This is a genomic window from Flavonifractor sp. (assembly GCF_019422385.1).
GTDB classification, from domain to species: domain Bacteria; phylum Bacillota; class Clostridia; order Oscillospirales; family Oscillospiraceae; genus Flavonifractor; species Flavonifractor avistercoris.
The window spans coordinates 1-8,668 of the sequence record NZ_JAHZDL010000095.1 but is presented as its reverse complement, the minus strand read 5'-3'; the positions used below and the strand labels follow the sequence as shown (position 1 = coordinate 8,668).

10 protein-coding genes are annotated in these 8,668 nt (G+C 57.3%); all 10 read right to left on the bottom strand.

From position 1 onward, the window contains the following. Nucleotides 1-149 precede the first annotated feature (149 nt). Complete coding sequence (locus tag QZ378_RS11035) at nucleotides 150-1,031, bottom strand: hypothetical protein (protein ID WP_291258299.1); 882 nt, start codon at nucleotides 1,029-1,031, stop codon at nucleotides 150-152. 9 nt (nucleotides 1,032-1,040) lie between these two features. Next, nucleotides 1,041-1,961 carry a hypothetical protein gene (locus tag QZ378_RS11030; RefSeq protein WP_291258298.1) on the bottom strand — a complete coding sequence of 307 codons (921 nt, stop codon included), beginning with the start codon at nucleotides 1,959-1,961 and terminating at the stop codon, nucleotides 1,041-1,043. Between the two features lie 16 nt (nucleotides 1,962-1,977). After that, nucleotides 1,978-2,388, bottom strand: a complete 411-nt coding sequence (locus QZ378_RS11025) for an LPD28 domain-containing protein (RefSeq protein ID WP_291258297.1) — start codon at nucleotides 2,386-2,388, stop codon at nucleotides 1,978-1,980. A gap of 8 nt (nucleotides 2,389-2,396) precedes the next feature. Further along, entirely contained in the window at nucleotides 2,397-2,855 is a 459-nt protein-coding gene (locus QZ378_RS11020) for a hypothetical protein (protein WP_291258296.1), read from the bottom strand. 113 nt (nucleotides 2,856-2,968) lie between these two features. Continuing rightward, nucleotides 2,969-4,021: an S-layer homology domain-containing protein gene (locus QZ378_RS11015; RefSeq protein WP_291258295.1), complete on the bottom strand. Its 1,053-nt coding sequence runs from the start codon at nucleotides 4,019-4,021 to the stop codon at nucleotides 2,969-2,971. 26 nt (nucleotides 4,022-4,047) lie between these two features. Beyond that, nucleotides 4,048-4,998: an ArdC-like ssDNA-binding domain-containing protein gene (locus tag QZ378_RS11010; RefSeq protein WP_291258294.1), complete on the bottom strand. Its 951-nt coding sequence runs from the start codon at nucleotides 4,996-4,998 to the stop codon at nucleotides 4,048-4,050. Nucleotides 4,999-5,076: 78 nt separating this feature from the next. Beyond that, nucleotides 5,077-5,367 (bottom strand): hypothetical protein, encoded by a 291-nt coding sequence (locus QZ378_RS11005; RefSeq protein WP_291258293.1) that lies wholly within the window; start codon nucleotides 5,365-5,367, stop codon nucleotides 5,077-5,079. A gap of 5 nt (nucleotides 5,368-5,372) precedes the next feature. Beyond that, on the bottom strand, nucleotides 5,373-7,217 hold the full coding sequence (locus QZ378_RS11000; RefSeq protein ID WP_291258292.1) for a ParB/RepB/Spo0J family partition protein: 1,845 nt from the start codon (nucleotides 7,215-7,217) through the stop codon (nucleotides 5,373-5,375). 48 nt (nucleotides 7,218-7,265) lie between these two features. Beyond that, nucleotides 7,266-7,469, bottom strand: coding sequence for a hypothetical protein (locus QZ378_RS10995; RefSeq protein WP_291258291.1), 204 nt, complete (start codon nucleotides 7,467-7,469; stop codon nucleotides 7,266-7,268). Nucleotides 7,470-7,488: 19 nt separating this feature from the next. Next, on the bottom strand, nucleotides 7,489-8,454 hold the full coding sequence (locus QZ378_RS10990; protein WP_291258290.1) for a DUF6017 domain-containing protein: 966 nt from the start codon (nucleotides 8,452-8,454) through the stop codon (nucleotides 7,489-7,491). Between the last annotated feature and the right edge of the window lie 214 nt (nucleotides 8,455-8,668).

Sequence of the window (8,668 nt, the reverse complement as noted above, 5' to 3'; positions counted from 1 at the left end):
ATATCTATGGAGGAAACTGTTACTTTGTCAACGGACCCAATTTGAGGGGAGTTTCCGGCGGCGCGGGGTTTTAGGGGCGGAGCCCCTGAACGGCGGCATTTTGCTGTCAAAATGCCATGCTGGCGCGGACAGCGGCGTAAACGCCGCTGTCACCGAGCCGGGGCCGTTTTCCGATGGATGGGCTTCTTTGGCCCCTTCCGGGCGGTGTCCGGTTTGGGAACAGGCTCCCGGTTCTGGCTTTGGTTTCGCGGGATGGTATGTAACGTCTGCTTCATCTCGGATTCCTCCTCTTGGGGTATATCAGATTGAGGTGTATCTGGAGTGTCAGGGGAAGGCGCCGCCTCTGCCGGAAAAAGGTCATCGTCCAAAAAGGAAAGCAGTTCCTCCAAACGCTCCTCCGCCGTGACCTCTACGGTATAGCCGGGAAGAAGGACTCCGTTGACGCAGAAACGGCCCTTCTGGTTCTTTTGGATGGGCGGTGAAATTTCCGTAAACAGATGGGAATAGGCTTTGATCCGGCCCTGTAAGTATCGGTCCAGCTCATCCCTTGAGGCAAAGATCTTATCCCGCTGCCCGCCGAACTGCCAGCCGGAGCCGGTGAGGTCCGGGGTTGGATGCTGAAGGGTGTTATAATGGATCTGCCATGATAATTTGTAGTTGATCACATCTCCATTTAGCTTTTTGTTTTCCTCTATCCTGTAGGACATCTTGTAGACCATGTTGCTCAATTCCTGCCAACCGGCTTGATTGGTTTTCCATTGGTTGGACGTATGCTCAACCGGCAAGGCACGCAGATATTCCCTGGCCTTGCGGAGCGCGACAGTTTCAGCTGCTTGCTTCTTCCACTCGTCCTCTATGCTGAAAAACCTGGAGAAGATGGCTTCCTCCCGCTTCACGCTGGCCGCCTCCATGGCGGCTAATTCCTCCTGCGGCAGTTGGATCAGTTCCATAATGCGGTCTGTCTTTTTGTCGAAATAGTAGTGGGCGGACACCTCGATCTTCCATCCCGGGGTAATATGGGTGTATGCCATGGCGCCCTCCTACCGCGCCATAGCCATGTTCCGCTTGCGCAGCGGAGTTTTCTTGGCGGCAGGGCGTGCGGCCCTGGCCGGAGGCGGTTCCCGCTCCTGTTTGACCTCCGGTGGAGTCTGCGCGGAGGCCGGCTTGGGGACCAGTACAGCGGGCTGCTCTTCTTCCAGAAGGGGTTCCGGCTCGGGGGCGGCATCTTTCTCTGGAGGGGCCGCAACAAGGTCGCCGTCCTCCAGACAGTCCAGCAGGGTCTCCAAGGTGACCGGCTCTTTTTGTGGTGACGGCGGCATGAGGGAGTAGCCTTGCAGGAGCTGGCCGTTGACACAGAACAGGTCTTTGGCCTCGGCTGGGACAGGCGGGGAGAGGGTCTCGAAGCAGCTGCCGTACTGGTCAAACTTGCTCTGAATATACCTCTGGGCCCCCTCCAACGTCTTATATTTCTTACTCCCCTCGTACTCGATGCGCTCTCTGGGACTCCGGGTGTAGCCCCAGTATCCTTGGGAGAGGCCGGGGGCTGTATAAGAGAGCTCCCAGGTCAATTTCCACTCATTTCCGCATCTGACGATTTGAAAGGTCATTTTGTAGACCAGATTGCTGATCTCCCAGGAGCCGTCCTTGCGCCGCTTCCACTCGTTGCCGGTGTGCGTCACCTCCGGCGTTCTCAGGTACTCGATTGCCTTTTGCAGCAGGAGCGTTTGGGCCCCATGCTGATCCCAGGCGGTGATGGCCTTTTTCATTTCCTCAAAGACTTTTTTCTCCTCCGCCTGGCTGGCCTTCAGCTGCTTCACCAGGTCTTTGATGGGGACATCGAGGAATGGTTTGAAGTCGGCCCTGTCGCCCCGGTAATTGATCTGCCGCCGGACCTCCAGGTAGGATCCTTCCCGGAGATAGCCTTCACTGGGGCCAATTTCATAAAAATTTTTCCTTCCCATAGGCCATGCGCACCTCCTATCTGACCGGGCCCCGGCGAGGCGCCCGTTTTGTGCGGGCGGCACAGTGGTGAGGAACGGCCTGCCTGGGCGGCTGGTAATTGGGATCCAGGTATTTGGCCTCAAACTCCGCCGCTGTCAGACGCTCCAATCCTTGGCGCTCGTCAAAGTCACCGGGAGCCAGGTCCACATAGCCGCCGGGCGACAGGGGAAGGGGGCTGGCGGTGAGCACGGTACCGAAGTGCTCCGATGTGACGTGCCGTCCCAGCAGACGGGGCTGGCCCCAGTCCTCCGGGTTTGTCTGCATTTCATAGAGGTACATCCGGGAGGGGACAGTGGCCCGGTCCACCCGATGGGTGGTGAATAAACCGGGCACGGTCAGGATCTCCACGGCTTCAAACCGTTCTGTGCTTGCGTTGATGGGGTTCATACTGCCTCCTATCTCCCCTCAATTTGAGGGGACTTTTTAGGCCGGGGGCCCCGGCGGGAAACGAAGGGGATATCCTCCGCCAGCCGATACCGCCCGGCCAGCTGCTCCGGAGTTACACGGTCACCGAAGGTATAATTGCTGATACCCACACATTGGGTCAACCGCCGGCTGGGCGGAATCCTGTTATTGTCCTCCCACCGGCCGACAACCTGGGCCTGTGCCTTCATGGTGCGGCGCACATCCGGGTTATCGCGGGCCGGACGCAGCTCGTACGCATATATTTGCTCCGGTGTGAGCGGAAAGCGATAAATCACCTCGCCCCAGGCCCGGTACGCGCCGTGTTCCACACTGATCCGGTCATCATAGTTCAGAAAGCCCACCAGAGGATTATCCGCATCCTTGGGGTAGGTCCCGATATCCACGGGCCGCTGGGTGGAGTAGTAGCGATAAAGTTCCTGCTGTTTCATGCCGCTTCCCTCCCTGTGTTGTCTTTTCAATCGCTGGATGGCATTGTGTATCTCCCCTTAACTTGAGGGGAATCTGTGCAAAAAAGAGCGCCCCGTTTGGGGCGTGTACCAGTTCAGACGGAGAGAGCCCATCCGGCTTCAGACAAGGCGGAGAAGTACGCATAGGTTTCTGGTGTGAGACGCTTCATCTGCTCCACTTTTTTCTCATGGCTGGAATAGGCCAAATAGTAGGCAAAGTATTCCGCAAAATACTCTCTGGGGGTGGTCAGGGCATACTCTCTCAGAAAGGTCGATGCCGCAGGTGCTTCCCGTTCAAAGAAGCGCTCATTTTCTGAGGGGCGTTGCAGGACGTAGTCCAGGAAGTGCCCGAACTCATGGAGGGTCGATTCGGCCTCGGACACATAGATTCGTTTCGCACTGTAGACTGTCGCTCCGGTGCAGCTCGCTCCATTTTGTTCACTCAACTGGGACAAGTATGGGAAATTCACCGTATAAGTCCAGCCCATATCCTCAAATACCTTCAATATGGCTTCAGGCACCCGGCAGAGCTCCAGTAGGTATCCGTTCATGTTGACGCCCGTATCGTTTTGAATTGGCAGCTCTGCAAGCATGGGAGGCTCATCTACCTCCAACTCCCGGGTCAGCAGCGCATGGAGGAGCGCGGCGCTCTCCTCCAGCGTAACCAATTCCAGCGGCTCGGCATCCGCTGGACACAGCCCCAGCTCCGCGCCAACCCGCAGGCAGTTTTCATAGACAGAGAGGGACTCTCCGTCCGGATAGAGGGAATAGTCGTAGAGGGGCAGCCCGGCGGCCGCAAAAGCGCTCTGGAACAAAGCGCCCCGGCATAAATAGAGGTCCGGTGCCGTCACCATACCGGTAGACAGCCAACCCCGGCGGAACGCCTCTGTCAGACAGGAGAACTCCTTTTTATCTCCTCCGGAGGAATACGCTCCGCACAGCATGGCGGCCCACTGCCTGGAGGTTATAAACTGCTCTGAAGGATCCAACCCGGTATCGGCTCCCGACGGGTATGTAATGGTTTCACGCCGTCCTGGCTCTGCCTGCCAAGCGGCGGAGCCGGTCGCCGCAAAGGCCGGGACGGACAAGACAAGAACAAGAGCCAGCGCCGAGGCTCTGAGTAAAATCCGATAAAGACGGTGGTACATGGTCTGCTATCCTTTCATATTGTCAATCAGCGTGTTTGCAGCTTTGGGACACTTTTAGAAGTCTGTCTCCGCTGGTGCTTGAAGGCGGGCTCCGGGGACGGACGATCCAGGCATTGGCTCTCAATGCCGCCGATCAGCTCGGCGGCGGTGCTGCGGATACAATCCAGAGAGGCCCGCAGTTCCCTCTGTTCTTTACCGCTGCTCCACCCGGCGATGTAGCCGAAGGAGTAATCCCCAGTATCCAGGCCCAGGTATTGGCAGACGGTGTAGGCCACGCTCTCCGCCTCCACCTCGCGGGTTGGGCGGCCCTTCTCGTGGGCTCCCACGATGATCCCGCCCTCTACCGGGAGGGCGTGCAGCTTGGCATGGGCGATTTCATGGATAAGGGTCTTGACTGTCTGGGCCTGGCTCATGCCGGGGCTGAGGGTAATCCTCGCCTCCAAGTGGTGGTAGGCCCCGTGGACGCCGCGGGGCAACGCCCCTTCGGCAACTGGGACAGGGGAGAGGGTTTTCAGTGTGGACAGCAGCTTTTCATAGCCCTCCACGGTGCCGGTCAGGGCCTCTACCCCCAGGCTGGGGATCTCCCGGCCCTCTGTTTGGCTGATATCAAATACTGTGGCCGTCTTAAAGCCGGTTTTCCGCACCCACTTTTGTTCTTTGGTGGTCTGGCCGTCTGAGCCTATCTCTTCCACCATCTCCCGTGTCCAGTAGGGGCAGGGGGCCAAGATGGTGATTCCGGTCTCGCCCGCTTTGACATGGCGGCCGTATTTTCGCTTCCAGTCCCCATAGCCCGCCACCATGGAGAAGTGCGGGCACTGGAGCTTGATCAGCAGAATATTGCCGTAGCTGTATTGGTGCAGCTTGGAAATAGCCCGAAGGTAGGCCGCATACTGGTCACTCTGAAACAGGTCTGTGATACCGGCCTCCAGTTTGTCTGTCCATTTCCGCACGCGCTCCATGTGCTCCTGAAAATCCATAGCATCACCTCCGGACGGAAACTCCCCTCAAATTGAGGGGAATTTCCGATAAAAAAAGAGCGCCCAGGTCTGGGCGCGTCATCGGTTCATTCCGGGGTCCCGGTTCCGCCTCCGGGGTTTCCAGTCCGGGTGGCCGGGAGGGAGTTCCTCACGCAGTTCTTCCGCCCGCTGCTTCATGTTCCTCCGGGCAGATTCTTCATCCCCAAAGTAGCGGCCATAGTTATAGCCCCGGAAATTATCATAGGCATAACACTTCCATGTGACATAGGGTGACACTTCCGTGGGGCTGTAGCCCAGCACCACCTCCGTATCGCCTACCCGCTGGCTGTCGATGATCTCGTAGCTTTGACACATCCGTTTCTCTGCCATAACTCTCACCTCGCCGGTTCATCCGGCTTTTTCACGCCTTTTTTGGCAGCGGCTTTGGCTTGCTGCTCCTGGCGTTCTTTCGCCATCTGCCGCAGTTTCAGCGCTTCAAAAATACCCTGTTTGGCGTCAGGCACGGTCGTCCTCTTATCCGGGAAGTAGGGCCTCAGATCCTCCTCCAGGAGAATCACCTTCAGCGGCGGCATTTCCTCCCGCTTGGTGGGAGCTACCGCCTGCTCGATTTTCTCGGTGGTCAGTTTGCCGGCTTTGCTCTCTTCCTTCAGCGCCTTGGCCTTGTTGCCGGAGGGCACCTTGTCCTCCTTCTGGATGGCGTCTGCCAGCACTTTCTGCTCCGCAGGCTTCATCTGGGCAATATCCGCCCCGGTATTGACCGGGATCTTCCCGCTATCCACCATGTCCTGGAGTTCCGGGACCAGCTTATTCAGCGCCTTATAGCGCTGGATGGTGGCCGGGCTCTCACCCACCTTCTGGGCCAGTTCTTCGTCGGCGTTCATGCGCTTGATCCCCATAGCCTCGTCCTGTGCGATCTCTTCCTTGGTACGGCGGCCCATCTTTCGCTTCATGGCCTCCGTCCGCATCTTATAGGCCCGAGCCTTCTCCATGGGAGTGATCTCCTCCCGCTTCAGGTTGGCGTCCACCATGGAGATAATGGCCTCGTCCCGGTCTAAATTACGGACGATAACGGGAATGGTTTCGACCCCGGCTAACTGGCAGGCGTGCAGACGACGGTGGCCGGAGACCATCTCGTACCCACCGTCCTTATGGGGGATGACTACAGCGGGTTCCAGGACACCGAACTTCTTGATACTGTCTACCAGCTCATCCATGTCCTTATCATCCCGGACGCTGAAGGGGTGCCCCTCAAAGGGCCGGATATTCGTCACTTTCATAGTGGTGACAGTCTCCGGCTGGCCCTCCTTGGTCAGTGGGATTTTCAGATCCTGTGGCAGTTCATCCTCATGAGGCTTTTCGTCGGGGGCGTCCGTGGCTTTTTCGGTCTTGGCGGGCTCCTTCGGAGGATAAGGGACCAGCTTGCCGGGGATCGGTATGAGCGGCTTCTCCCGGTGCCCCTTGCGGTACTCGTTAGCCTGGGTCAGGGTCATTTCATACACATCCGCCCGGACCTCTAACGTTCCAGCCTGCTCCAGCGCCTTGCAGCGATGGAAGCCGTCTACCAGCTGGAACTCGCCCTCTTTCTCACTCTGGCGGAGAATGATGGGCTTTTGCAGGCCGTTTTTCTTAATATCTGCAATCAGGCCGCTGTAATCCTTCCGGGGCTCGTCCTTGACGTAGGTGCCGGGCAGAGGTTTGATTTTGGAGAGGGCTACGAAGCGATGTTCAGGCCCCTTGTCGGGCTGTTTCTGATCCGGCCCGTTTTCTTCAGGGACCCCTTTCTCAGCCTTGGGCTTGGCAGGCTCCTCTTTTGGGGGCTTAGGAGATTCAGAGCCCTTCTTTTTCTCAGTGGCGGGCTTAATTGGACTATCCGCCGAGGTCTTGGAGGGCTCCTGTTTTTTCGTCTTACCGGCAGGTTTGGCAGGGGTATCCGCAGGGGCCTTGGGGGCCTCTGGGCCTTTCTTCTCGCTGGTGGGTTTGGCGGGGGAGTCCGCAGGGGGCTTGGAGAGACCAGGCTCTTTTTTCTCGTCCGCGGGCTTGGCGGGGGCATTTGCAGGTATTTCGGGTGCCGCCTGATCCCGCTTTTTCTCCGGTGCCGTCGGCTCCGGGACTTGGATTCCGGGCGGAGGCGGAGGGGCAGGCTTTTTATCCGCCGGCGGCGTACCGGGTACTGGGGCTCGGAACGCTCCGATCAGAGGATTTTTCTTAGAATCCGCCATCGGCTGATTCCTCCTTTTGATTTTGATATTTTATTTTGAAAAGTCACCTCAATTTGAGGGGGCTTTTTGCTGTTTAGGACGGGCCTCGGCTGCGAAGCCCTCCAAAGCATTGGGAAGGCCGTAGAAGTCCTGATCGGTTCCCAGGATCGAGGACAACAGGATCACGTCAGCTCGCTCTACACCATAGACCTCCGCCAGCCAGTCCAGGTATTCCCGGCGGCTGGAATAGTGCTCTGTCACATAGCGGCTCATAGCAGCTCACCTCCCCGGGTTATTCCAGCAGGGGGCGGGGGAAGTCGTGTTGAGCCGCCGCCTGGTAGTAGCTGTTGATGGTCACAGGAGCGTTATACAGGGCGGTCAGCAGGTAGGCCCGGATATTGCGGACCTGGGTGGTGCTGCGCCGAAGGCAGTCAAAGACATACTCCATGTGGCCGCAGTCCAAACGCTGGAGCCGGTCCTTGACCTGCTCCGCCGGTATATTCTCGCTCCCAATGCGCACGGTGGGCTGGGTGGTGCAGAGAATATCGGTAATGAGCTCCACCATCTCGTCTACATCTTTCTGGTTGAACTCCGTACACAGGTGGGCGTACTCAATGTTCTCCTTCACCTCTCTCACGCAATTCCATCGATCTATCAATCCGCTTTGCTCGGACGGCCTGGAAACCGATGGATGGATAGATGGATCAAGCTGACTGAGATCAGTCTGATTAGATTTAATATAACTTGCGTCCGATTTTCGGAAGTCTGCACTTCTGAAAACCGGAAGTCTTGACTTCTGTTTTTCGGAACTCTTGACTTCTGATTTTCCGAAGTCTTGACTTCCGAAAATCGGAAGTCTGGGAACCTCTTGCGGGGCAGCGGGTTGCGGTGGCTTGGTGCGTGTGGTGAATCGCTTGACATAGATTTTGGTGGGGCGGCCCTGCCCCTGCTTGACCCGCTCAATGAGGCCGAAACCCTTTTTCCCGGTGTCTAACTCCGCCAGGAGCCGGACGGCTTTCTCATGGCCGCAGTTCAGGTCCTCCTGAATTTCATCCAGGGTGTAGTAGATATAAACACGCCCTGCCTCGTCATACCAGCCATTCTTGGCAGACAGACCCATGCGGTCCAGCAGGAGGCCATACAGCAGTTTGGCGTCCGTGGACAGCTTTTTGAAGTCCTCGCCGGTGATAAGTTGCCGGGGAATTCGGTAGAAAGCAAATTGATTGCTCTCGTCGCCATAGTAATAATCAAAACTCATAATCTGCCTCCTGGTATTTGGGCATAAAAAAACGGGCGCTCCTTTCGGAACGCCCGTAGGGGGAGGGAGGTGCATGAATGGCACTCACCGGATATATCAATCTGCACAGTTCTGAAAAAGAAAAAACTCGTTTTAACTTCCGTCAAAACGAGTTTTTCTTTCCTTTTGGTGGAGATAAGCGGGATCGAACCGCTGACCTCTTGAATGCCATTCA